Origin of the sequence: Pseudarthrobacter siccitolerans (assembly GCF_030823375.1) — a bacterium.
Taxonomy (GTDB): Bacteria; Actinomycetota; Actinomycetes; order Actinomycetales; family Micrococcaceae; genus Arthrobacter; species Arthrobacter siccitolerans_A.
The window spans coordinates 1,833,548-1,857,126 of record NZ_JAUSXB010000001.1 but is presented as its reverse complement, the minus strand read 5'-3'; the positions used below and the strand labels follow the sequence as shown (position 1 = coordinate 1,857,126).

At 64.6% G+C, this 23,579-nt stretch carries 16 protein-coding genes; 12 read left to right on the top strand and 4 right to left on the bottom strand.

The window, feature by feature from the left end; all coding sequences use genetic code 11:
* Window positions 1-219: 219 nt before the first annotated feature.
* From QFZ36_RS08685 to QFZ36_RS08675, 3 genes are all read left to right on the top strand, one after another.
* A complete protein-coding gene (locus QFZ36_RS08685; protein WP_306635570.1) occupies window positions 220-1,164 on the top strand; it encodes a carbohydrate ABC transporter permease in 945 nt (314 codons plus the stop codon).
* On the top strand, window positions 1,154-2,098 hold the full coding sequence (locus QFZ36_RS08680) for a carbohydrate ABC transporter permease (RefSeq protein WP_306635568.1): 945 nt from the start codon (window positions 1,154-1,156) through the stop codon (window positions 2,096-2,098). The genes QFZ36_RS08685 and QFZ36_RS08680 overlap by 11 nt, the downstream gene beginning before the upstream one ends.
* 226 nt (window positions 2,099-2,324) lie before the next feature.
* Complete coding sequence (locus tag QFZ36_RS08675; protein ID WP_306635567.1) at window positions 2,325-3,692, top strand: ABC transporter substrate-binding protein; 1,368 nt, start codon at window positions 2,325-2,327, stop codon at window positions 3,690-3,692.
* A gap of 497 nt (window positions 3,693-4,189) precedes the next feature.
* On the opposite strand, the gene QFZ36_RS08670 is transcribed toward QFZ36_RS08675, so the two are convergent.
* Both QFZ36_RS08670 and QFZ36_RS08665 read right to left on the bottom strand, forming a co-directional pair.
* Window positions 4,190-6,193: an HNH endonuclease signature motif containing protein gene (locus tag QFZ36_RS08670; protein ID WP_306635566.1), complete on the bottom strand. Its 2,004-nt coding sequence runs from the start codon at window positions 6,191-6,193 to the stop codon at window positions 4,190-4,192.
* Between the two features lie 748 nt (window positions 6,194-6,941).
* Entirely contained in the window at window positions 6,942-8,957 is a 2,016-nt protein-coding gene (locus QFZ36_RS08665; RefSeq protein WP_306635565.1) for a beta-galactosidase, read from the bottom strand.
* A gap of 200 nt (window positions 8,958-9,157) precedes the next feature.
* Here QFZ36_RS08665 and QFZ36_RS08660 point away from each other — a divergent pair, with 200 nt between their 5' ends.
* The 5 genes from QFZ36_RS08660 (at window position 9,158) to QFZ36_RS08640 (ending at window position 14,363) form a co-directional block, all read left to right on the top strand.
* On the top strand, window positions 9,158-10,447 hold the full coding sequence (locus QFZ36_RS08660) for an ABC transporter substrate-binding protein (RefSeq protein WP_306635564.1): 1,290 nt from the start codon (window positions 9,158-9,160) through the stop codon (window positions 10,445-10,447).
* 47 nt (window positions 10,448-10,494) lie between these two features.
* Window positions 10,495-11,448, top strand: coding sequence for a carbohydrate ABC transporter permease (locus tag QFZ36_RS08655; protein ID WP_306635563.1), 954 nt, complete (start codon window positions 10,495-10,497; stop codon window positions 11,446-11,448).
* Complete coding sequence (locus QFZ36_RS08650; protein ID WP_306635561.1) at window positions 11,445-12,362, top strand: carbohydrate ABC transporter permease; 918 nt, start codon at window positions 11,445-11,447, stop codon at window positions 12,360-12,362. The genes QFZ36_RS08655 and QFZ36_RS08650 overlap by 4 nt, the downstream gene beginning before the upstream one ends.
* Before the next feature lie 19 nt (window positions 12,363-12,381).
* Window positions 12,382-13,038 (top strand): Poxvirus protein I5, encoded by a 657-nt coding sequence (locus QFZ36_RS08645; protein WP_306635559.1) that lies wholly within the window; start codon window positions 12,382-12,384, stop codon window positions 13,036-13,038.
* 62 nt (window positions 13,039-13,100) lie between these two features.
* The gene (locus tag QFZ36_RS08640) at window positions 13,101-14,363 is read left to right on the top strand and encodes an MFS transporter (protein WP_306635557.1); all 1,263 of its coding nucleotides are present in this window, start codon (window positions 13,101-13,103) and stop codon (window positions 14,361-14,363) included.
* Between the two features lie 82 nt (window positions 14,364-14,445).
* Here the strand turns inward: QFZ36_RS08640 and QFZ36_RS08635 are convergent, their stop codons facing one another.
* Together QFZ36_RS08635 and QFZ36_RS08630 are read right to left on the bottom strand one after the other, a co-directional pair.
* Complete coding sequence (locus tag QFZ36_RS08635; protein ID WP_306635556.1) at window positions 14,446-17,790, bottom strand: family 78 glycoside hydrolase catalytic domain; 3,345 nt, start codon at window positions 17,788-17,790, stop codon at window positions 14,446-14,448.
* A gap of 15 nt (window positions 17,791-17,805) precedes the next feature.
* On the bottom strand, window positions 17,806-19,074 hold the full coding sequence (locus tag QFZ36_RS08630; RefSeq protein ID WP_306635554.1) for a Gfo/Idh/MocA family protein: 1,269 nt from the start codon (window positions 19,072-19,074) through the stop codon (window positions 17,806-17,808).
* A 239-nt stretch (window positions 19,075-19,313) separates the two neighbouring features.
* On the opposite strand from QFZ36_RS08630, the gene QFZ36_RS08625 reads away from it, so the two are divergent.
* The 4 genes from QFZ36_RS08625 (at window position 19,314) to QFZ36_RS08610 (ending at window position 23,568) form a co-directional block, all read left to right on the top strand.
* On the top strand, window positions 19,314-20,027 hold the full coding sequence (locus QFZ36_RS08625) for a YesL family protein (protein WP_306635553.1): 714 nt from the start codon (window positions 19,314-19,316) through the stop codon (window positions 20,025-20,027).
* Between the two features lie 167 nt (window positions 20,028-20,194).
* Window positions 20,195-21,724, top strand: a complete 1,530-nt coding sequence (locus QFZ36_RS08620) for an extracellular solute-binding protein (RefSeq protein ID WP_306635551.1) — start codon at window positions 20,195-20,197, stop codon at window positions 21,722-21,724.
* Window positions 21,725-22,696: an ABC transporter permease gene (locus QFZ36_RS08615; RefSeq protein WP_306635549.1), complete on the top strand. Its 972-nt coding sequence runs from the start codon at window positions 21,725-21,727 to the stop codon at window positions 22,694-22,696.
* Window positions 22,696-23,568, top strand: coding sequence for a carbohydrate ABC transporter permease (locus QFZ36_RS08610; RefSeq protein WP_306635547.1), 873 nt, complete (start codon window positions 22,696-22,698; stop codon window positions 23,566-23,568). The genes QFZ36_RS08615 and QFZ36_RS08610 overlap by 1 nt, the downstream gene beginning before the upstream one ends.
* Window positions 23,569-23,579: the final 11 nt, after the last annotated feature.

Genomic DNA, 23,579 nt, shown 5'->3' with positions numbered 1-23,579 from the left:
CACCACCCGCAGGTGGTGCAGGGACGATCGCCAACCCGGTGCCACCTTAGCGGGAAGCACTCCGGAAGGTGCTCGTCTAAGATCGCTCCGGCGATTACCAAACGTGGAGGCCACGATGACCAAAGGAGACCACATGGCCGCAAAACACATACCCAGGGCACCGCGCCCGGCAGGAGTGCCGGCTGCAGCGGGGCAGCTGTTCGGAGCGGGGTTGCCACAGTGAGCGCCATCAGCGAACTCAGCTCGATCCCCCGGCGGAAGGGTAAAGCCACCGCCGAGGAGAAGAAGGCGAACGGCCGGGACAACAAGGCCGCCTACATTTTCCTGCTGCCATGGCTGGTTGGCCTGGTGGCCATCACCATCGGCCCCATGCTGATGTCCCTCTACCTGTCCTTCACGGACTACAACCTGCTCCAGCCGCCCGAATGGACGGGGCTGGAGAACTTCACCCGGATGCTCACCGATGCCCGGCTGCATAACTCGCTGCGGGTGACCTTCACCTACGTGTTCATCGGTGTTCCGCTCCAGCTCGCCGTGGCGCTGCTGATCGCCCTCGTCCTGGACAAGGGGTTGCGCGGGCTGCCGTTCTACCGGTCGGTGTTCTACCTGCCCTCCCTGTTGGGTGGTTCGGTGGCCGTGGCCATCCTGTGGAAGCAGATCTTCGGCACCACCGGCCTGGTCAACCAGGTCCTGGCGATGTTCGGCATCCAGGGCCCGGGCTGGATCTCGGATCCCAGCACCGCGCTTGGTTCGATCATCCTTCTGCACGTCTGGACGTTCGGTGCCCCCATGATCATCTTCCTGGCCGGCCTGCGCCAGATCCCGAACATGTACTACGAGGCGGCCAGGGTTGATGGCGCCACCACGCTGCAACAGTTCTGGAAAATCACCCTGCCGATGCTGAGCCCCATCATCTTCTTCAACCTGGTGCTCCAGATTATCGGTTCATTCCAGTCGTTCACCCAGGCGTTCATCGTCTCGGGCGGCAATGGCGGGCCCTCCGACTCCACGATGTTCTTCACCCTGTACCTGTACCAAAAGGGATTCGGCCAGTTCGATATGGGCTACGCGTCCGCCATGGCGTGGGTCCTGCTGCTGATCATCGGCGTCTTCACCGCCATCAACTTCATCGCTTCTAAGTATTGGGTTTTCTATGACGACTAAGCTTGAGACGCTGCCCGCCCCGGACAAGAAGTCAGCCGGCGCCGGCAAGCCTACGAACCGCAGGCCCAGAGTCCGGGAGTCCCGGGGTACCCTTGCGTTCAGCCGCTCGCAGCGGACAAAAGCCCTCATCAAGCACGCGATCCTGATCCTTGCCGGCGGGCTCATGATCTACCCGCTGCTGTGGATGGTGGTTTCCTCGCTGCGGCCCAACGACCTGATCTTCCGAGAGCCTGGCCTGTGGCTGAACAGCCTCGAGATGAGCAACTACACCTCCGGCTGGTCCGCGCTGACCCACCCCTTCGGCCACTACATGCTCAACTCGGCCATCGTGGTGATCGGCTCCATCCTGGGCAACTTGATCTCCTGCTCGATGGCCGCCTACGCCTTCGCCCGGCTGCAGTTCACCGGCAAGAAGCTGTTCTTCGGCATCATGCTGCTGACCATCATGCTGCCGTTCCACGTGGTCATCGTTCCCCAGTACATCCTGTTCTCGCAGATCGGCTGGGTGAACACCTTCTGGCCGCTGCTGGTGCCCAAGCTGCTGGCCACGGATGCGTTCTTCGTGTTCCTGATGGTCCAGTTCATCCGCGGCATCCCGAAGGACCTTGACGAGGCCGCCCGTATCGACGGAGCCGGCCACCCGCGCATCTTCCTGCGGGTCATCCTCCCTCTGATGGTCCCGGCCCTGGCCACCACCACCATCTTCACCTTCATCTGGACCTGGAATGACTTCTTCGGAGCCCTGATCTACCTCACGGACCCGGACATGTTCACCGTTCCTGTAGCCCTGCGGGCCTTTGTCGACTCGCAGTCCGCTACGAGCTGGGGATCGCTGTTCGCCATGTCCATCGTGTCCCTCCTGCCCGTGTTCCTGGTCTTCCTCTTCGGGCAGCGGTTCCTCATCAAGGGCATCGCCACCACAGGCATCAAGTAAACGCTCCGGCTTTTCACTACCGCCTTCCTGGGCCTGGCTGGGAACGGCCCGTCCGGCGACGGGCCGTTTCCGCCGTGCAAAAGAGTTTGCACAACACCCTTGTGATACAAGTTGACAACTTGTAGCATTAGATCCAGAAAGCGGTTTCCCGCTTTTCCCCCGTCTTAGTTCCAACTTCATTCCTCCATCGCATCCAGCATCATGATCAAAGAAGATCGGAGTACCAGTGCCGCTTTTTTTCCGCTCTGCCTCTGCTGCAACCACGCAGCCGGCAGCAACATCCTCCACGGGCGCACGCCGCCCCTCACGTAAGACTGGCGTTGCAGCCGCTGCCGCCGCCGTCGTTATGGCTCTGAGCCTGAGTGCCTGCGGCGGGGGAGCCGGCCAGCAAAGCGCCGACGGACCCGTTGAGCTGCGGTTCTCCTGGTGGGGCGGCGACAAGCGTGCGCAGCTGACCCAGGAAGCCATCAAGCAGTTCGAATCCGAGAACCCGAACATCAAGATCAAGCCGGAATTCGGCGACTGGAGCGGATACTGGGACAAACTGGCCACCCAGGTCGCCGCCAACGATGCACCGGACATCATCCAGATGGACGAAAAGTACATCACCGAGTACTCCAGCCGGGGGGCTCTCCTTGACCTCTCCAAGCACGACATCGACACCTCCAAGCTCGACGAAGCGGCCCTCAACGCCGGCAAGGGCGAGGACGGCCTGACGGGCATCGCAGCCGGCATTAACGCCGCCACCATCCTGGCCAACCCCAAGGTCTTCGAAGCCGCCGGAGTTCCGCTGCCCGACGATTCAAAGTGGACCTGGGAGGACTTCGAACGAATCGCCGCTGACATCACAGCCAAGTCCCCGAAGGGCACCTACGGTGCGGCCGCCTATGGAACCGATGAGGCGTCGCTCGGCGTATGGCTGCGCCAGAACGGCAAGTCCCTGTACACCTCAGAGGGCAAGCTGGGATTCGAACCGGGCGACATCGCCGAATGGTGGTCGTTCCTGAAGGAGCTCAGCGAGAAGAAGGCTGTTCCGTCCGCCTCCGAGGTGGTGGAAGCTGAGGCCGCACCGCTGGACCAGAGCGGCCTCGCCACCGGCAAGAACGGCATGGCTTTCTGGTGGTCCAACCAGGCTCCGGCTTTGGAAAAGGCATCCGGCGGCGACCTGAAGATCCTGCGGTTCCCCACCAAGACCGGCTCGTCCGAAGACGCCGGGCTTTGGTACAAGGCATCGCAGTTCTGGTCGGCCTCTTCGCGCACCAAGCACCCCGAGGAAACCGCCAAGTTCATCAACTTCCTGGCCAATAACGTCAAGGCCGGCGAGGCCCTCCTGGCCGACCGCGGTGTCTACCCCAACTCAGAAGTCCGCGCAGCCATTGAAGCCAAGCTGACTCCATCCGACGTGAAGGTGGTCAAGTTCATCGACCAGATCAAGGACGAACTCGGTGAGGCTCCGGCCCCGCCGCCGAAGGGCGCAGGCGCGATCCAGGAGATCATCAAGCGCTACACCTCCGAGGTTCTCTTCGAGCGGCTGTCCACTGAGGAAGCAGGCAAGAAGGCGCATGACGAGATGAAGTCCGCGATCAGCAGCTAGTCTCCACACTCCAATCACCAGCTGGTCCTCACACCGCCAACACGGCTTTGGACAACTTGGGTGGATGCCTCGTCCGCCCTAACGTCCGACGGCGGGTGGCAGCTCCGTCCCGGCGGGAACCTTTGGTTCCTCCCGGGACGGAGCTGTTTAACGAAAATGCCGCTCGACTCGAGGGGAATCCTGCTCGACGGCTGACTAGTGCCGCGGTTTCGTCTGGTCGTCGGACGAGGCAGTCCTCGGCTCCTGCGCCTCCTGTAGTGACAGAAGGGCAGTGCTTTTCGGCGTCCCTTTTGTTGCCTCTTTCAGGAACGAGGCTTCCCGTGGCGGGTCGGAACCGTGATGCGTCGAGCCCGACGGAGAATCTGCTTTTCTGACCGGCGACCTCGTTGCATGAGGTCCTCGAACGTTTTCCCGGTCCCAGTTGTCAGTTTCCATGATTTGCGCCTGTCACCCTGGTGCTGAGAGCAGCCTGAGGTTCTGTGTTTTCGTTCGCGCGCTTATTCGCGGGGTGTTGGTGGTGGGGGTGGTTTGAAGTAGGTGTTTTGTTGGGGTTTTTGGTGGGGGTCGAGGTGTTTTGGGGGTGTGAACGAGGGGGTGTTGTTGGTGGTGGTGATGGTCCATTGTTCTTTGTGGAGGAGGTGGTGGTGGCCGCTGCAGAGGAGGACGCCGTTGTTGGTGTTGGTTTGTCCGCCGTGTGACCAGTAGGTGATGTGGTGTGCTTCGCACCAGGGTGCGGGGATGGTGCAGTTGGGGAAGGCGCAGCCTTGGTCGCGGGCGGTGAGGGCGGTGCGTTGGGCTGGGGTGAAGAGCCTGGTTTTGCGGCCGAGGTCGAGGATTTCGCCGTGGGTGCCGAGGAGTGCGGGGATGATGTCGGCGTCGCAGGCGATTTTGCGCAGGGTGGCGGCGGCTACGGGTCCGGTGAAGACGAAGTTCCCCGTGCCCGTGCTTGCGCCCATGCCCGTGCCCACGCCTGTGCCCGTGCCGGATTCAGTGGCCGTCGTGGCGGGGTCATGGCTCGCCGCCGGACCTGGCGGCGTGGGGGTGCTGCCGGTGCCGCTGCGGCTGCGGCCGGGGTCTGGGTCGTTCCAGGCTCCTGTGTCTGCCCCGGTGGTGGCGCCGTGGTGGTGGGGGAGGAGGTCTTGGTAGTTGATGGTGGCGATGATTTGGGGGCGGTTGCCGCCGGTCGTGGGCAGGGCGTTGGTGGCCAGGGCTACTTTGGCGGCGCCGACGAGGCCGTCGAGTTGTTTTTGTGGCCGGGTGCGCCGGTCCAGGTCCGGGCCGGTGTTGTTCTCGTTCCAGAGCCCGTCCTGGGTGGTGCGGTCCTCTTCTCCGGTGCCGCCTTCGTTTTCTCCTGTGCCGCCTTCGTTGGTGCTGCCGTTAGTACTCGTGGCTCCTGCGGTAGTGCCTGCAGGGGTGGTGCCGGTGGCGGTCTGGTCTGCGGTGCCGGTGGTGCGGGGGTTGGTGGCGGTGTTCATGACGGTCAGGAGGTGTTCGTATTGGTCGGTGGTGGCGAAGATTTCGAGGTGGTGCAGGCCGTGGCGGGGTTTGCGGATGAACGCGCCTTGGGTGTGGCGGAGGGCTTCTTCGCTGGGTTCGGTGCCGTCGGCGTCGATGGTGTCGGCCCAGCGGCGGGCGACGCGGGCGAGGAAGTCGGGATCAGCGGTTGCTGCGGTGGTGGTGAGGTTTTCCTCGATGAGGGCGAGCTTCCCGGGGGTGGTGAGGTGCTGGAGCCGGTTCAGGGTCAGGCTGATGATGGTCCCGGCCCGGGACGAAACCGCGGGGATATTGGCGGGCGGGTTCTCGGTATGGTCCTCGGAGCCGGGGCTGGCTTCGGTGCCCGTGGTGTCTTCTGTGTCGGTGCCGGTGGTGTCTTCGGGGTTTGTAGCGTCTGTGCCTGTGCTGGCGGGTGTGGGGGTGAGGGCGGCGGCGAGGTGTTCGCGGGGCGCGGGGATGATGTCGCCGGTGAGTGTGATGGTGGGCAGGATGTCTGCTGCGAGGGCCAGACGGCGGTTGGCTTCGCTTTTGCCGATCCGGAGCCGGAGCCGGAGGAACTCGGCGGTGTTGGCGCAGCCGTCATCGGCCGGTGAGGTGATGACCCGGCCATGGCCGCCCGTCCCGGTGCCGGTCTCGTTCCCGGTCCCGGGCCCGGTCCCCGTCCCGGTGTCACAGGCTGTCGGTTCGCCGGGCCAGTTGGTGTCGGTTTCGTTCAGGGTTTCGACCCCGTTGTCCCAGCCCGTGACCCAGGTCTTGCCGGTACGGGAGTGACTGGCCCGGGCGGCGTCCGCAGCGGCAACGGCTTGGGTGCGGGTGCGGTCCACGGTCCCGGCAGAGAGGACCTGCAGGTACTCCACGCCGCGGGAGAGATTCTCCACCTGGCCGGCATAGTTGGCGGCTTCAACATAATCGGCTCCCGCAAGGATCCCGGGTGCGGCGGCAGCGGCCTCGGCCAGGAGCCTGCCGATCTCCGCCAGGCTCAACGGCTCCCGGGTGTGCGCGACCATACCCGGGAGTGATACCGAAACAAAGGGCCCAGCAACTGCCGTCGGAGCTTCATCGGGCGCCGATGCTTGGACCGGCGCGGACCCTTCCGGCACGGAATCTTCTAGTCCGGATTCTGTTGGTGCAGCGTCTGCTGGCCCGGATTCTGTTTGTGCGGAATCTACTAGTCCGGATTCTGCTGGCCCCAACGCTGCTGGCCCCAACACTGCTGGTCCGAACGCTGCTGGCCCGAACGCTGCTGGTTCGAACGCTGCTGGTGCCGACTCAGCCGGCACCGCCCCGGCTGGTACGGCGCGAAGGCGCCACCCGGGACTAAGCCGGGCGCCGTCGTCGGCCTCGCAGGCGGCAGGCGAGCCCGGGATGCCGGATCCCGAATCAGTGAAGCCCGAATCACTGAAGCCCTCCGCCGGCGGCCGGGCTGCAACACCAGCCCGCCCAAGCACCACGACGTTTCCGCCGTATTCCGCAGGCCGTTCCCCAATGGCTTCCATGGACCCATTCTTGTACCGGGGTCTGACAATTCTGCCGCCACCCGTCCCACACATGAAGAACCACAAGAAGAACCACCCGAAGATGCCCCTGGCTCAGCTCCAGAATCCGCGCTTAGGGAGCCATCAAGAACCAGCGCGGGCGCGGCGGCGTAACCGCCGAACTACGCAAGCTGATCCCCAATGGCTTCCATAAGGCAACTCTGCCAAAGACCCCCGACAAAACCCGGCGCGAAGGCGGCTGTGTGGATAAGTAAGGGCTTCAGTCCTCTGCAATCACCACAACGCCGCCGGCAGGAACCGTGCCGTCAAACCGCTCTCCGGAAAGCAGATCAACTCCGGAAGCATGGACCGTCCCGGATGAACGCAAGTGGTTGATGGCGAAAAGGAAGCTGCGGCCGTCGCCGGAACGGCGCCGCGTGAGCTCCACGCCAGGGTCGGCGCCGGCAGCAGGCGCAACACCCGACTCGTCCAGCAGCCGGTCCACAATCGACTCGATCCCGTCCCGGTCCGGGAACGTGGCGAGATACCAGGCCGCACCGTCGCCGGCGGCCCGTCGGGTCAGTGACGGAACGCCCTCGAGCGGATACTCCGTAAAGGTCTGCACGGCTTCCGCGCCGGCAAGGTGTACGTGCTCGCTCCAGATTGAGGAGACCGTACCGTCGCTCAGCTTCAGCTGCGTGCCCGCCAGCAGCGGATGGAATTCCTCCACCCGCACGCCCAGCAGTTCGCGGAACGCACCCGGGTAGCCACCCAGCCGCACGTGGTCCTTTTCGTCCGCAATCCCGCTGAAGTAGCTCACAAGCACCGTGGCACCGGCGGAGGCAGCCGCAGCAATGTTGGAGGCCGCTTCATCGGTGACCGAGTACAACGTGCAGACCAGCACCAGGTCGTACCCCTCCAGCGACGCCGACGGGTGCACCATATCCACGGACACGCCCCTCAGGAACAGGGAACGGTGGAAGGCGCGCAGGAGCTCCAGGTACTTCACGTCGATGCTTGGCTTGGAGTCGATTTCGCTGGCCCACCAGGCCTCGTAATCGAACACGATGGCAACACGTGATTCCACGCGGGAACCACGCACCGGGGCCAGTCGCTTCAGTGCGGCTCCCAGGTCAACTACTTCGCGCCAGACGCGGGTGTCCCGCCCGCCGTGCGGCACCATGGCCGAGTGGAACTTCTCCGAGCCGGCGAAGCTCTGCCGCCACTGGAAAAACATCACTGCATCGGCGCCGCGGGCCACGTGCGCCAGCGAGTTGCGCAGCATTTCGCCGGGCATCTTGGGCTGGTTGCGCGGCTGCCAGTTGACGGCCGACGTCGAATGTTCCATCAGGATCCACGGGTCGCCTCCCGCGATGCCCCGGGTGAGGTCCGCGGAGAACGCGAGTTCGATCTGCCGTTCGGGGTCGGCGGCCACCAGGTAGTGGTCGTTGGCGATGACGTCCAGGTCCTTGGCCCAGTCAAAGTAGTCCATGGATTTTGTGGCGCTGGAGGCCATCAGGTTGGTGGTGCAGGGAACGCCGGGGGTCACTTCCCGCAGGACGGCCACGAGTCCCCGGTAGTAGTCCATCAGTACCCAGGAGTTGAAGCGCTGGAAGTCCAGCTGCTGGCCCGGGTTCAACGTGGACGGGGCAACGGCGGGCGGCAGGATCTCCTCGAACGAGCCGTAATTCTGGGACCAGAAAGCCGTACCCCAGGATGCGTTCAAAGCGTCGATGCTTCCGTAGCGCCTCTCCAGCCAGGCCCGGAATGCGGCGGCATCCTCTTCGCCGTAGAACTCGGAGACGTGGCAGCCCAGTTCGTTGTCCACGTGCCAGAGTGCCAGGGCCGGGTGGTCCTTGTAGCGCTCCGCCAGCACACGGGTGATTCCCGTGGCGTAACGGCGGTAAATGGCCGACGACGGCGAGTAGTGCCGCCGCGACCCCGGTCCCAGCACGGTGCCGTCAGCCGTGACCGGGAGGATCTCCGGATGCTTCCGCACCAGCCACGCCGGGGGAGCAGCCGTGGCAGTGGCGAGGGCAACCTTGACGCCAATTCCAGCAAGGTTGTCCATCACCTCGTCCAGCCAGCCAAAGTCGTACGTGCCCTCGGACGGCTCCAGCAGTGCCCAGGAGAAGATTCCCACGCTAAGGAAGCTCACGCCTGCTTCCTTCATCAGCTCCAGGTCCTCGAGCCGGACGCTGACGGGCCACTGTTCCGGGTTGTAGTCACCGCCGTAGGCGATGCCTTCGATGTTGTTCCAGACACTGGCCGGGCTGGAAGTTTCCTGCAAAGTCATGGGACTCCTTTGTCTGCTGCGAAGATGGAAGCGGCGTGAAAATCAGATCTTTGGAAAACGCTTGCCCAGAATACTGGAAAACGCTTGCCCATTACCGGGAATGCGGATATTGTATCGATTCAGAAGCCGTGTAAGCCAGCTCACTACTCACGTTATAGCTTTGAGCAAAGGGACTGCACACATCGAGCAAGGAGGCTCCCATGATCAACAGAAGGCATTTCCTCACCACCGTAGCCGTCGGTACCGCATCTGCCGCGGCACTGGCGGCCTGCGGAACTGGCTCCAGCTCTTCCGGAGAGACCGGCTCCGCGGAGAAGCCCGTCACCATCAACTACACCTGGTGGGGCAACGACGACCGCGCTGAGCGTACCCGCAAGGCCATTGCCTTGTTTGAATCGAAGAACCCGGACATCAAGGTCAACGGCAACTTCACCGACTTCGCCGGCTACTGGCAGAAGCGTGCCACCGAGGCAGCTGGCGGCGGCCTGCCGGACGTGATGCAGTGGGACCTCTCCTACCTGCGCGATTACGGCCAGCGGAACCAGCTCCTGGACCTGGGCACCGTCAAGATCAACACGGATGCCTTCGAGAAGTCCCTCCTGCCCTCCGGCCAGATCAAGGGCAAGCAATACGGCATCCCCACCAGCACCAACGCCTTCGCCGTCTACTACGACCCGGCCAAGCTGGCGTCCCTGGGCATCGCCGAGCCGACGGGCAAGTGGACCTACAAGGAATTCAACGACTTCCTGGCCCAGGTGGGCACCAAGAGCAACAGCGCACTCTTTGGCTCCACCGACTACACCGGGGTGTGGTGGATGTTCAACATCTGGCTGCGCCAGAACAACATCGAGGCCTTCACCGCAGACGGCAAGCTCGGCTTTACCAAGGACGATATGAAGAAGTGGTGGAACACCACCGCCGGACTGCGCGGCACCCCTGCCATCGTCTCGGAGGAGCGCGTCACGCAGCTCGCCCCCAAGTCGCCGTTCGGTTCCAACGTCACGGCCACCGAGGTCACCTGGGACAACTTCATGGCCGGCTACCTCGGGGACAGCGGCGCCAAGGAGCTCAAGCTGGTTCCGGTCCCGTCCGACGATCAGGACAACCTGGGCCTGTTCCTGAAGCCGTCCATGCTGATGGTGGCCAGCGCCAAGACCAAGTACAAGGACGCCGCCGCCCGCTTCATCGACTTCATGATCAACGATCCCGAGGTAGGACAAATCTTCAAGACCTCCCGCGGTGTTCCGGCCTCCAAGACCCAGCGTGACGGCACCACCTTCGAAGGTACCGACAAGCTCGTGGTGGACTACGAGAAGTCCATTGAAAAGTACCTCAAGGACGCTCCCGAACCGCCGATCGTTGGCTTCGGCACCCTTGAGGCTTCCTTCAAGCGTGTCAGCTCGGACCTGAACTACGGCAAGCTGACCATCGACAGTGCAGCCGACGCATGGTTCAAGGAAGCCGAAGACCTCATCAAGCAGAACGCCTGATCAGGCAGACCGCCGGATCCAGTGTTCACAACTGACGGATTGAACTCGTGACTCAAAGCCCAACATTGAGCAGGCGTTCGGCGCACTCCGATTCCACGCTGCCGCGCAAGTCGCGGCAGCGTGGGGCGGACGCCCGCGCCGGCTACACCTTCCTGCTGCCCTGGCTGCTGGGATTCATCGTCCTCACCTTGGGGCCCATGATTTCCTCGCTGTACCTGTCCTTCACGAACTACAACCTGTTCGATCCGCCCAAATGGATCGGGCTGGACAACTACACCACCATGTTCCAGGACGAACGGTTCCTGCAGTCGGTGGGCGTGACCGTGGGCTATGTTGTCTTCGGTACCCCGCTCAAGCTCGCAGCCGCACTGGCAGTGGCAATGCTGTTGAACAGCGCGCGCAAGGGCCAGGGCTTTTACCGGTCCGCGTTCTATGCCCCGTCCCTGATCGGCGCTTCTGTATCCATTGCGATCGTCTGGAAAGCGATGTTCGGTGATTCCGGTCCGGTTGACCAAGGCCTGTCCTTCTTCGGCATCAACCTCGGCGGCTGGGTGGGCAACCCCTCCATGACTATGCCGATGTTTATCCTGCTGACCGTCTGGCAGTTCGGCGCCCCGATGGTGATCTTCCTCGCCGGCCTGAAGCAGATCCCGGCGGACCTCTACGAGGCTGCGTCCATGGACGGTGCCGGCCCGGTGCGGAAGTTCTTCAACATCACCTGGCCCATGCTCTCCCCGGTGGTCTTCTTCAACCTCCTGATGGAAACCATCCACGCGTTCCAGATCTTCAGCTCGGCCTACATCATCTCCAACGGCGAAGGCGGCCCGGCCGGCTCCACCCTCTTCTACACCCTCTACCTGTACCTGCGCGGTTTCAGCGACTTCCGGATGGGCTACGCCTCCGCGATGGCCTGGCTTCTCCTGATCGTCGTGGGCATCCTGACCCTGATCATCTTCCGCACGTCCAAGTCCTGGGTCCACTACAGCGGTGATGCAAAATGACAACCATGGCAACCCCCACCCAGTCCGCCTCGGACGCCCAGGTGCCCAACTACAACCCCAAGTCTGAGTCGACTACGGCCAAGCGGGCCAAGAGCACCCTCTTCCACGTGGTGGCCATCGCCCTGACCGGAGTGGTCCTGTACCCGGGGCTGTGGATGATCGCCTCATCCTTCAAGCCGAACGCAGAAATCGGCGGCACCAACACCTCCCTGTGGTCCAACAACTTCAGCTTCGACAACTTCGTCACGGCCATGGACGGCATCGGCGGGGTCTCCACCCTGCAGTTCTTCACGAACTCGCTGATCCTGGCCATCGGTGCCGTGGTGGGTACCATCCTCTCGGCGTCCGTCTCGGCCTACGCCTTCGCCCGGATCAAGTTCCCCGGCCGCAGCATCTTCTTCGGCATGATGATTGCCACCCTGCTCCTGCCCTTCCACGTGGTGATCATCCCGCAGTACATCGTGTTCCAGCAGCTCGGCCTCGTGGACACCTACGTGCCGCTGCTGATCGGCAAGTTCCTCGCCGCCGACGCTTTCTTCGTCTTCCTGATGGTCCAGTTCATGCGCAACCTCCCCGGTGAGCTGGACGAGGCTGCACGGATCGACGGCGCCGGCCACGTCCGGATCTTCACCTCCATCATGCTGCCGCTGATGAAGCCGGCCCTGATCTCCACGTCGATCTTCTCCTTCATCTGGAGCTGGAACGACTTCCTGGGCCCGCTGCTCTACCTGAACACCCCCGAAAAGTACCCGCTGCCCCTGGCCCTGCGCCTCTTCGTGGACCAGACCCAGAGCTCGGACTACGGCGCCATGATCGCCATGTCCGTCCTGGCCCTGCTGCCGGTACTGATTTTCTTCCTGGTGTTCCAGCGCTACATTGTTGAAGGCGTCTCCACCCAGGGCCTCAAGGGCTAACGGAAGACCGATACTGAAAATGAGCGTCATGGACAGCACCACACCCGCACCGAACCACCACGAACCCGTCCCGGTCAACCGCTTCGCACTGTTCTCCGAGACCCTCCTGGCCGGCGTGCTGGTGCTGGTGCTGTCCATTCCGTTGGTGACGATCCCCGCTGCGTACGCGGCGGGGATCGCCCATCTGGAACGGCACCTGTCCGGCCGCGACGATTCCGTCCGCGGCCTCTGGAACACGTTCAAGGCTGCCCTGCCAGGCAGTTGGAAGCTGGGAATCGCGACGGCGGCAGCCGCCGTGGTGATTGTCCTTAACCTTTTGCTCGGGTGGGTGGGGCAGCTGCCCGGCCGGGAAGTCGTGCTGCCGGCCACCCTGATCCTCGCTGCCGGGGCCGCTGTCCTGCTCCTGCGCACCACCGCAGCCTGGTCCGACTTCGCTGGTCACGGCGGCTCCGGCTCCGGCACTGGCCCAGGGGCCGATGCCCCCAGCGCCTGGCGCTCCGCACTCGAAACCGGCCAGGCCGTGTCCATGCGGGACTGGACGGGGTCGCTCCTGCTGGTTGCCGCACTCTTCGGGGCAGTGGTGTTCGTCTGGATGCTCGCGGCACTGTTTGTGGTGGTCCCCGGCATCCTGATCCTGGCCTCGGCCGCCGTCAAACTGCGTTCCAACCGCGCCTGAGCTACCCAGCGCCGCACCAAGCACGGCCTGGTTCTGTCCGTCACTATTGAGTTGAGTCCGACGTGTCTTCCGACCGACAGCGTTCCGAGCAGTCCCTCCGTCCTTCACAGAACCAGCCGGCGTGGTACCAGCCCCTGACCCAGCGCAACTACAGGCTCTTCCTGGCGCTGGTGTTCACAGGCAGTGTGGGCGTGTGGATGCAGCGCCTGGCCCAGGACTGGCTGGTGCTGCAGCTGACCGGCAGTCCCGCAGCCGTGGGTGTGGCCGTTGCCCTGCAATTCCTGCCGATGCTGGTGGTGGGCCCGCTCAGCGGCCTGCTGGTGGACCTCTTTCCCAAGCGCCGCATCATGCTGGTGTGCCAGGGCGTTATCGCCCTCCTCGCCATGGGTCTCGCGGCCTGGGCCGCGAGCGGGACCATTACCGTCTGGGCCGTCTACGCCAGCTGCATTGCACTGGGGGTAACGTCAGCCATCAACCAGCCCGCCAGCCAGGTATTCGTCAACGAAGTGGTGGGCGACGCCGCCCTCCGGCCAGCCATCGGCCTCAACAACGCGATCGGCCAACTGGGCGCCATGGCAGGGCCGGCACTGGCCGGAGTGGTCATCGCCCAGGCCGGATCAGCCGCAGCGTTCGCCGCGAACTCGCTGCTGTGCGTACTGGTCCTGTGCATGATCGCCGCCATCCGGCCCGCCGAGCTGCACCCCGGCACCCCTGCGGCCCGGGGGCGGGGCCAGCTTCTGGCGGGGTTCCGATACGTCAAGGACCGGCCCTCGCTGCTGCTGATTATCGCGCTGGCCGGGCTGCTGGGGATGTTCGGAATGAACGGGCCCGTGGTGCTGGCGGCCTTTGCCCAACGCGTCTGGCACAACGGTGTTGAAGGGTTCGGCCTGTTCAATACTGTCAGCGCCGTCGGTGCCCTGGCAGGTGCCCTGCTGGCCGCCCGCCTGCGGACCCTGGGCCGGAAGGGAATCGTTCTGGCGGCCGGCCTCTTCGGGCTGTCCCAGCTGGTGGCGGCCCTGATGCCCAACCTCATCCTCTTTACCGTGATGCTGGTGGTGGTGGGCCTGATGACCCTGCTGTTCCTGACCAGCGCGGCGACCGCTGTCCAGCTGGAGGCCGGGCCCGAAATCCGTGGCAGGGTGATGGCGCTTTACCTGCCGCTGCTGCTGGGCGGACACGCCATGGGCGGGTTGTTGGCGGGCTGGCTGACGGAACAGTTCGGGGTGCGGCTGGGTCTAGTGGCTACCGGCGCGCTGGGCATGCTGTCGGCACTAGTGATCGGTTTGCTGCTGTGGCGGAACGGCCGGAGGAGCCCACTCGCCTGATCCCTGCCCAACTAAGTAGCCGTAAGTGTCGTTTTGACGGCTATAACGACACTTACGGCTACTCACTTGGGCGCCGGAGGGGTCAAGGCCGCCCGGACGGCGTGAAGGTCCAGGTACCCGAATGGATGCGGAAGTCCGCCTTGGCTGCGGTGCCAGCCGGCCCGCCGTGGGAATGCATGCTGACCTTCGCGGCACTTTCCGCAGTTGAACGGTCGACGGCGGCCTCCGCCGTCGGGCCCTGGATCCCGTAAGTGCCGGCCGGCAGCCTGACTACCGCGGTGACTCCGGCGGGTACTGTGCACTCCAGCTGCACTTGGCCGCCGGTCCGGTTCCAGCTGACCTCCACGCTGCCGTTGCCCACGGGCGCCGTGCCGTGGGCATGTTCCAGCCGGCACAGCGGCGGTTCGATGACGAGGTCGGAGCCGCCCGCCGAGCTGTACCGGACGCCGAGCAGGTGTTCGAGGATCTCCTTGACCACCGAGGCTGACCAGGCGTGGGACTGGCTGTAGTCGGTCCCCTCCACCAGGTCCCAGGCCTCCCAGGTGAAGGTGGCGCCACGCTCCAGGAGCTGCGCCCACCCGGGCTGGTCCTTGCTGGTGAGGAGATCGAGGACGGCATCGGTGAAGCCCAGGGAGAGCAGCGCGCGGACCAGGCGGTGCACGGTCAGAGGTCCCTGCCGCATTCCCATGGCGGCGATCCGCCGGCCGTCGGCCTGGGCGTGCTCAGGTTCAGTGATCCCGAAGGAGAGCGGGAAGGACGTGGCGTGCTGGGATGCGTGGGTGCTGGGTGTCCCGTCTTCCTGCAATCCGTCCACCATCACGCCGTCCACGCGGAGGCGGGCGCGGATGGCCGCGGCAAGTTCACGGGCCCGCCGCGCATAGGTGACTGCGGCATCGTCCCGTCCGGCGGCGGCACAGAGGCGGGCCGTGGACATTAGCGCGGAGTAGGCCTGGGCGTTGACGGTGGTTTTGGCCGCGCAGTCCATGTCATAACCAAAGCGGCCAGGGGCCGGCCAGTCAACAATGCCGTGGAGGTAGGGGCCGGAGCCACCACCCAGCCTGGTGACCAGCCCCGCCGTCGGACCATCCGCCGGGATGTGCCGCAAGGCGTAGTCCGCGGTGTCGCAAAGGCGAGGCAGCAGTTCGGTGACCAGCGCCAGGTCCCCGGTCCGGTGGTAGTACTCCTCGGCCCATTCGGGAACCATCAGGGAGAAATCGGGGATGTCGCGTTTGCCGTCCCCGTTGGGGTAGACGGCGTTGTAGCGGCCTTTGTCTTCGCCGCTGTTCCAGTAACGCGCCGCGGACCAGCCGAACTCCCGGAGCGCCTGTGCGGTGTAGGTATGCTCGCCGAAGAGGGACATGGTGGCGTAGGAGATGTTGACGGCGTCGGCCAGGAACTGGCCTTTCTCCCGGGTGGGTGTGTCCACGAACTGTTCCTGCACGCCGTAGAGCGCGGAGTCCCGCAGCAGCCGGAACACGGCGTTGAGGGTCTCATCGGAGCTGGTGAAACTGCCCTCGCCCGGATGCCGGCCATGCACCACCACGGCGCCGACCCGGGTCAGGTCAGCGGCCTCCACACCGGGCAGTTCCAGGTACCGGAAGCCCAGGTGCACTGTGGCCCGGTACTGCTGCGGCCCCACCGTCTGGGTATAGGGAAAGGACATGTCCGTGTTCTGGCTGGCCGTCTTGCCGGCGTCCACCCTGCCGTCCGTCCGGAGGACGTATCCTGCGCGGATCATCAGGGTGCGGCCGGGGATGCCGTCCAGGAAGTCCACTTCCGGCCGGCCGGGAATGACCTGGCCGAAGTCCGCCACCAGCGTTCCGTCGTCGGCCGTCAGGAACGACTGTGGCGCCACAAACTCTTCCATCAGCACTGTCCGGCGCGCGTGCAAGGCGGGGAACTCGGGGCAGGGGTGGCTGCCGTAGCTCAGTGCCGGGGGCATCTGTTCGACGGCGGGCAGGGCTGCGGCGGCCAGCCCGTCCAGGTCCTCCACGGGATCGCCCTCGTCATTGCGGTAGCCCGACTGCCGGTAAGGCGCTTCGGTGGCCGACCAGTGCGGACCGGACGCGAAGACCTCCCGGCGCCCGTCTGCGTAATCAACGCTGAGGCGGACCAGCAGGCCGGGAAGCCCGGCAGCCCTGCCCTGGCCCGGGCCGTACCAGTGGAGCAGCGCCGTAAGGGGCACTTCAGTGGTATCCGCCGTGGCTGCCGCGTCCCGCTTGGCTGTTGGCAGCGGCGCGAGCCCGGCGAGCAGTGCGGTGACGTCGGCGGCGTCGTAATACCCTTCCCCCGGGTAGCCAAAGGACGTAGTGCTGAGGCATCGGGTCCCGCCCAGGGAGAGCTGGGCGTGGTGGTGCGCCGCCATAAAAAGGCGCGCCCGGGCCACTTTTCCCGTGAGCGTGATGGTGGTGCCGAACAGTGTCCACTCATCCGGCTGGGGGTGGGCCGTGGTGCCGGCCCAGTGCGCGTGATAGGCGTGGGCAAGGTCCGCGCCGCCGTCGAACTGATGGTCCAGGGCGGGCACTCCGGGATGTCCGCCGGAGGTGTCCACGATGCGGAGGGACGCGTATTCCGCCTGGCTCCGCGGCGCCTGGTGGAGGGCAACCCGTCCCTGCGTGCCTGGCACAGACGGCTCGTTGAAAACCAGGAGCTGGTGGCCGTCCACGGCTGCGGTGATGGTCTCTCCATCATCGGTGACGCTGAGCTCGCGCCACTCCGTAATTGCGCCAGTGGAGTCCGTGCCGGGCAGGTCTGCACTGGCCAGGATCTCCGTGGCGGGGGCCGAGGCGGCCGGGATCTCCCACTCGGCGGCGCGGCGAAGTACCAGGCTGCCGGCGGCACTGAGCTCCAGCAACAAACCCGTTCCGGGGCCTGTGGTCCGGAGAAGCAAACCAGCCATGCCCACCGCCGGGCGGAGGCGGGCGTCCAGCCGGAAGTGGTTAAGGGGAGGCGAAGGGACGGGCAGGAACGGTGAACCGGCCACGCGCAGTGCGCCGTCCAAAACTTCCAGGGGCGGGCGGCCGCCTGGAGCGCGGTGGACCCAGTGCGCGCCCCAGCCGGCGTCCGTGAGGCCGGTACTGAACTGCTGCGGCTGTGACCAGTCGCCGGGCATCCCTGCGGCATCCCACACCCGCACCCGCCAGGCGTAGTCCGTATCGTCGTCGAGCGCCGGCCCCTCATACGCGGCCGAAGATCGGGCTGCGGCTACCTGCCCCGAACTCCATAACGGCGAGTCCGCGCTGTCCTCGACCACCAGTTCGTAGCCGGTCTGCCGGGCCCGCGATGGATCGGCGCCTTCGGGCTGGCCGAGCTCCCAGCTGAAGGACGGCCGTGGCCGCGCCGTCATGCAGGGGGAAAGCCCGTCTGTGGTGAAATGCGTGGCGTGGAGCTGGCCCGAAACGAGCACGGACGTCAGCTGCTCAGCCACGGGTGGGCGCGGCATTCAGGAGGCCGGCAGGTTGAAGACGTGCGGAGCAGACGTGGCCCAGGGGAGTCCCAGCTCGCTGAAGGTGGCGTGCTGGCCGGCGGCGCGTTCCAGTGCATCTTCGATGTCGACCACCACTGCATGCGCTGCCTCTCCCTCGCCCTCCCACCGGATGTACTTCCCGTCGATAGGGGCGGGCAGCGGCGCCGTGCGGATGGCTTCCAGCACGAGCATAAAGGCGCCGCTGTCCAGGAGCGGGCTGAGAAGCGGGACACCGCTGCTGCGGTGGGCGAGCAGGTTCTCCGTCAGGTCGTCCCGGCCCAGGACCTCTTCCGTACGTCCGGCCGCCGTCTCAACGGTCAGCCGGTCCTCGGTGTAGTGGAAGACGGCGGTGCCAGCGGAGCCCCGGAGGGTTACGTACGGTTCCACCGATTCGGTGGCGCACAGCGTCAGGGCACACGTGATGGGCAGGCCTGAGCTGGTGCGGATCCGGATCACCGAGGTGTCATCGGACTCAATCTGGTTGGCCCGGTAAAGCTCCGTTTCCAGTGAGGCGATGTCTGCGGTGATGCGTGCCCCGGCAATCCGCAGCGCTGTCGCCACCGCGTGTGCCAAGGGATTGGTAGCCACGCCGTCCACCACGTCCACACCGTCGATGGTGCGTTTCCCGGCCCAGCGGGACCTCTTGTAGTAGGCCCGGTCCCGGACCCAGCGGCCGGTCGCCGAGATGCCCTGAAGCGTCCCGATAGTGCCGTCCGCGAGCAGCTTTTCGATGGCCTGGAGGGCGTGCGAGCCTAGGCTCTGAAACCCGATCTGTACGTTCCGGCCTGAGACGGCGGCAGCGTCGCAGAGCCGGTTGAAGTCCGCCAGCGAGGCGACGGGCGGCTTTTCCAGGTAGAGGTCCGCGGCGGTGGCCAGGGCTGCCAGGCCCAGCGGTGCGTGGGTCTGGATGGGGGTGGCAACAATGATGAGGTCGAGGCCGCTGGTCTCCGCCAGCAGTTCGGCAAGGCCCGGAAAGACGTGTGCTGTTTCGGGAACCGAGCCGGGTGCAGGGGGACTGGGATCGGCCACGGCAACGAGGTCGACGACGCCGGCCGCCTGAAGGCGTTCCAGGTTCCGCAGGTGGTGGCTGCCGAAGCCGTGGACGCCTACCAGCGCCACCTTGGCGGCGGGGCCCTCGGCCACGTCCAGCGCGGCCGCGCCCGCCGTCGCAGGATAAGGGCCGGGTTCCGGGGTGCTCAGGTCGCGGGACTGAATCCCGGCGTCGGTGCCGGTTGGCGTTCCCATGATGCTCCATTCTGCCCCGACAGGGCACGGTATTCCTCGGCACCGCCACGAGGGCAAGCGCTTTCCACTACCCAGTGTGTAGCACCACCTGGCTTTCCGTCCAGCTATGTAACGATTCAAAAACTGGCTTGACCTACCCCGGAGGCGGGGTCTAGATTTTCGAGAAACCGATTACTACGTGACGCGGACCACTGATGTCCCCGTTTCTGCAACGATGGAGAACCGAAGGGAGCCGTGCCATGCCTACGTCTTCGTGGAGCGCCCGTGCCTACTCGTTCTTTGACACGCTCCTCTGGATTGCCTGCCTGAACCTGCTGTGGATTGCCTTTACTGTCCTGGGCCTTGGCGTCCTCGGAGCAGGCCCTGCCACGGCTGCCGCGCAGATCCTGGTCCGGAAAAGGGCCACCGGCGAGGCGGCCCGGCTCCTGCCCGGTTTTGCCCGGGAATATGCGCGTAACTTTGTCCGTGGGAACGCGCTGGCGTTACCGGTGATGGGCGTAGCTGTAGCCCTCACCATGAACTGGAACCGCTTCTCCGGCGGCGGTGACCTTGCGTCCCAGCTGGGCGCGGCAGCCACGTTCGTCGGGGCCATCTTCCTGGCGGGCGTTGTCTGCTACCTGTTCCCGATGTACGCACGGTACGAGCTGCCCGTGGCGCAGTACTTCCTGATGTCATCGCGGTTCGCCGTGCGGCACCTGGCAGGGACAGTCATCCTGCTCTTCGTGTCCGCCGCCGTGGTCTACGCCAGTGGCGCAGTCCCCGGCCTGATCCCGTTTTTCAGCGTGGGAGCCTGGCTGTTCCTGACCGGATGGCTGTGCGACCGCTTCTTCACGGCCAATGATGAGTCCATGGCCGCTCTTGCCGAACAACATCAGACTGCCGGCCTCCAGGAGACCGCCTCTGCCATTCCGGCCAGACCACTGTACGGCGCACTCGAAACCGCAAAGGGATAATCCCGGGCCCGGCACCCGTCCGCCACCCAAGCTGCGTTCAGAAGGCGCTCCAACCGGTCACCTTCGCCCAACGCCCGCTCAGCTTGATCCAACATTGATCTTTTTGCTGCGGCTCAATGCTGCCCGCAAAAGCAAAACCAACCCCGAAGAAGTGGAAAAGGAACAAAATGATCCGCAGAAAACTCTCCCTGGCTGCCGCCGTCGTGACTGCCGCGACGCTCACCCTGACGGCGTGCGGCGGAGGCGAAACGCAGTCCGCTGACATTTCCACCGTGAACGTGATGGCGCCCTTCCTTGAAGCCCAGCCGCCGTCGGCAGACGGCGCCGTGCAGAAGAAGCTCGAGGAGCTGACGGGCAAGGACATCAACATCATGTGGGCTCCCAACGCTTCCTACGAGGACAAGACCAACATCACCCTCGCCTCCTCTGAGATCCCGCACGTCATGGTCATCCAGGGCAAGACGCCGGGCTTCGTGAAGAATGCCGAAGCGGGCGCCTTCTGGGACCTGACGGACAAGCTGGATCAGTACCCGAACCTGAAAACCACCTACCCGGACATCCAGAAAAACGCGAGCATCAACGGCAAGGTTTACGGGGTCTACCGCGGCCGGGCCCCGATGCGTACCGCTGTGATGTTCCGCCAGGACTGGCTGGACAAGCTGGGCCTTCAGCCGCCGAAGACCACCGAGGACCTCTACAAGGTGGCCAAGGCCTTCACGGAGGAGGATCCGGACGGCAACGGCCAGAACGACACGTGGGGCATCACCATCCCCAAATGGGGCGCACTGGGCACCTACAGCCCCTATGACTTCATCGAGACCTGGTACGGCGCCGGAAACCGCTGGACTGAGAAGGACGGGAAACTGATCCCGAGCTTCGAAACCGAGGAATTCCTTGAGGCTGACCGGTTTATCAAGAAGATGGTGGACGAAAAGCTCATCAACCCGGACTTCGCCACGTTTGATCCCACCAAGTGGAACGAGCCCTTCATTAACGGCAAGGGCGGCATGATTGTGGACGTCGACTCCCGGGTGAGCGTCCTGATCAACCTGTTCAAGCAGGCCGACCCGAACAATTTCCAGAACAAAGTGGGCTTTGTGGGCAACCTCGAAGGCCCGGACGGAGAGCTCCGCGCACACCCCACCGAGGGCTACTCGGGCTTCCTTGCCATCCCCAAGTCCAGCGTCCGCACCGAAGCCGAACTGAAGACGGTGCTCGAGTTCCTGAACACCATGAACGGCAAGGACGTTGCGGTGCTGATGAACAACGGCATCGAAGGCGTGAACTTCACTGTGGAGGACGGCAAGGCTGCCACCATCAAGCCCGAGACCGCGGAAGGCAAGGCAGTCAACGCGGACATCAAGAGCTATGCACAGCTCGGCATGAACGTGGCCGGCAACGGGTTCTACCCCGTCAAGCAGCCCAGCGACTACGAACAGCAGGTCTTCGACAAGCGCACCGACGTGATGGCCGAAAACCTTAAGGACGCCGTCTACAACCCCGCGGCGCCTTACGTTTCCGCCACCTATGTGGCCAAGGGCGCGCAGCTGGACAACATCGTCGCCGACGCCCGGATCAAGTACCTGGCCGGCCAGATCGACGAGCAGGGCCTGAAGGACGCCATCAAGCTCTGGAACACCAGCGGCGGCGACAAGGTCAAGGAAGAGATCAACAAGCTCTGGCAGGAAAACAAGTAAATGGCAGCCCCTGTCATTGACACCCAGGCCGGGGAGCGGGAGCAGACCGCGTCCGCTCCCCGGAAGCGGGGCAAGTTCTCCGTCCACTTTGCGCATTACAAGTGGCTGTACCTGCTGCTGTTGCCCGGTGTGGTGTACTTCGCCGTCTTCCGGTACGGGCCCATGTACGGGGTGTCCATCGCGTTCAAGGACTATGTGCCGTTCCTGGGTGTGAACGGCAGCAAGTGGGTGGGGGTCGAGCATTTCCAGGACTTCTTTTCCAACCCGGACTTCCCCCGGCTGCTGGGCAATACCCTGATCCTGGCGTTCCTGAACCTCGGCATCGCGTTTCCACTGACCATCGTCCTGGCGCTGCTGCTGAACGAGGTCCGGCTGTCGATCCTCAAACGCACCGTCCAGACGCTGGTCTACATCCCGCACTTCCTGTCCTGGACCATCGTGGCGTCCCTGAGCTTCCTGCTGTTCGCCCTGGACTTCGGCCCGCTGTTCCTGTTCCTGAACTCGGTGATGGGGACCAACATCGATTTCCTGTCCGATCCGAACTGGTTCCGGCCGCTGATCGTGCTGCAGGAAATCTGGAAAAACACCGGCTGGGGCACCATCATCTTCCTTGCCGCGCTGGCCACCGTGGACCAGGACCAGTACGAGGCGGCGATCATTGACGGCGCCGGCCGGTTCCGCCGGGTCTGGCACATCACCCTGCCGGGGATCCGTTCCACCATCATCGTGATGCTGATCCTGGCCATCGGGCAGATGCTGAACACAGGCTTCGAGCAGATCTACCTGATGACCAACGCCCTGAACAGGTCAGTGGCCGACGTCTTCGACACCTACGTGTACTTCGTGGGCATCACCCAGGGCGCCTACAGCTACTCCACCGCCGTCGGGCTCTTCAAATCCCTCGTGGGGATCGTGCTGATCTTCGGCACCAACGCCCTGGCCAAACGCTTCAACCAGAGCGGACTGTTCTAATGAAGATCCACAACACCACCGGCGGGCGGGTCTTCGACGCCGCCAACTACGTCTTCCTGTCCCTGATCGGCATCATCACCCTGCTGCCGTTCATCTACGTGATCGCCGGGTCCTTCGCCAATGAAGCGGAAATCACCCGGCGCGCGTTCTTCGTCTGGCCGGAGCAGTTCACCTTGGGCTCCTACGAATACATCTTCTCCACCCCTGCCTTCATCCGGGCGCTGGTCACCACCATCCTGGTCACTGCCGTGGGCACCCTGATCCAGCTCGCCTTCACCGTGACCATGGCCTACCCGCTGGCCAAGAAAACGCTCCGGGGACGGAACGTCATTATGTCCCTGGTGGTCTTCGCCATGGTGTTCTCCGGCGGGATGATCCCCACGTTCCTGCTGGTCAAGGACCTGGGCCTGCTCAACTCCTACTGGGCGCTGATCCTGCCGGCGGCCATCAACCCGTTCAGCCTGATCATCATCAAGAACTTCTTCCAGGAACTGCCCGCCGAGCTGGAGGAATCGGCCAAGATGGATGGCGCGACCGAGATCGGGATCCTCTGGCGGATCCTGCTCCCGCTGTCCAAACCCGTCCTCGCCACCTTTGCCCTGTTCTACGCCGTGGGCATCTGGAACGACTTCATGTCACCGCTGCTCTACCTCAGCGACAACTCCAAGTGGACGCTCCAGATGTACCTGCGGCAGGTCACGGCAGCATCGGACCTCTTGGGCACCGGGAACGTGGACCCCGCCTATGTCCCGCCGGAACAGGGCATCAAGTTCGCCGTCATTGTGGTGGCCACCCTGCCCATCCTGATCTTCTACCCGTTCCTGCAAAAGCACTTTGCCAAGGGCATGCTCATCGGCTCCGTCAAGGGCTGACCCACCCCACA

Coding starts and splice junctions, on each gene's coding strand:
- QFZ36_RS08680 (WP_306635568.1), top strand. CDS start 1,154: ATGACGACTAAGCTTGAGACGCTGCCCGCCCCGGACAAGAAGTCAGCC.
- QFZ36_RS08670 (WP_306635566.1), bottom strand. CDS start 6,193: ATGGTCGCGCACACCCGGGAGCCGTTGAGCCTGGCGGAGATCGGCAGG.
- QFZ36_RS08665 (WP_306635565.1), bottom strand. CDS start 8,957: ATGACTTTGCAGGAAACTTCCAGCCCGGCCAGTGTCTGGAACAACATC.
- QFZ36_RS08660 (WP_306635564.1), top strand. CDS start 9,158: ATGATCAACAGAAGGCATTTCCTCACCACCGTAGCCGTCGGTACCGCA.
- QFZ36_RS08650 (WP_306635561.1), top strand. CDS start 11,445: ATGACAACCATGGCAACCCCCACCCAGTCCGCCTCGGACGCCCAGGTG.
- QFZ36_RS08645 (WP_306635559.1), top strand. CDS start 12,382: ATGAGCGTCATGGACAGCACCACACCCGCACCGAACCACCACGAACCC.
- QFZ36_RS08630 (WP_306635554.1), bottom strand. CDS start 19,074: ATGGGAACGCCAACCGGCACCGACGCCGGGATTCAGTCCCGCGACCTG.
- QFZ36_RS08625 (WP_306635553.1), top strand. CDS start 19,314: ATGCCTACGTCTTCGTGGAGCGCCCGTGCCTACTCGTTCTTTGACACG.
- QFZ36_RS08620 (WP_306635551.1), top strand. CDS start 20,195: ATGATCCGCAGAAAACTCTCCCTGGCTGCCGCCGTCGTGACTGCCGCG.
- QFZ36_RS08615 (WP_306635549.1), top strand. CDS start 21,725: ATGGCAGCCCCTGTCATTGACACCCAGGCCGGGGAGCGGGAGCAGACC.
- QFZ36_RS08610 (WP_306635547.1), top strand. CDS start 22,696: ATGAAGATCCACAACACCACCGGCGGGCGGGTCTTCGACGCCGCCAAC.